This window comes from Sphingobium sp. SG1, from assembly GCF_057063145.1.
In genome coordinates this window covers 1-232 of record NZ_JBVVOJ010000118.1, presented here as the reverse complement: position 1 = coordinate 232, position 232 = coordinate 1, and the positions used below count along the sequence as shown (strand labels likewise).

General features: G+C 65.5%; 1 pseudogene. It reads right to left on the bottom strand.

From position 1 onward, the window contains the following. Positions 1 to 208, bottom strand: a pseudogene (locus AC0KVN_RS27775) (hypothetical protein); the annotation flags it as partial. Positions 209 to 232: the final 24 nt, after the last annotated feature.

Genomic DNA, 232 nt, shown 5'->3' with positions numbered 1-232 from the left:
ACACGACGTCCCGGGACAGGTCCATCGGCGTGCGGCCGGGCAGGAACTTGCTCAGCTCCACCATGCGGTGGGCATGCTTGCGCGCGTGCAGATCGGAACCGCAGATGCCGCAGGCGAGCGATTTGACCAGCACCTGGCCGGCGCCCGGCTTCGGCTCCGGCATCTGATCGACGACAATCTCGCCGTTTCTGAAGATCGCTGCGCGCATGTTTCCTCCGCGTGGGTTTTGTCC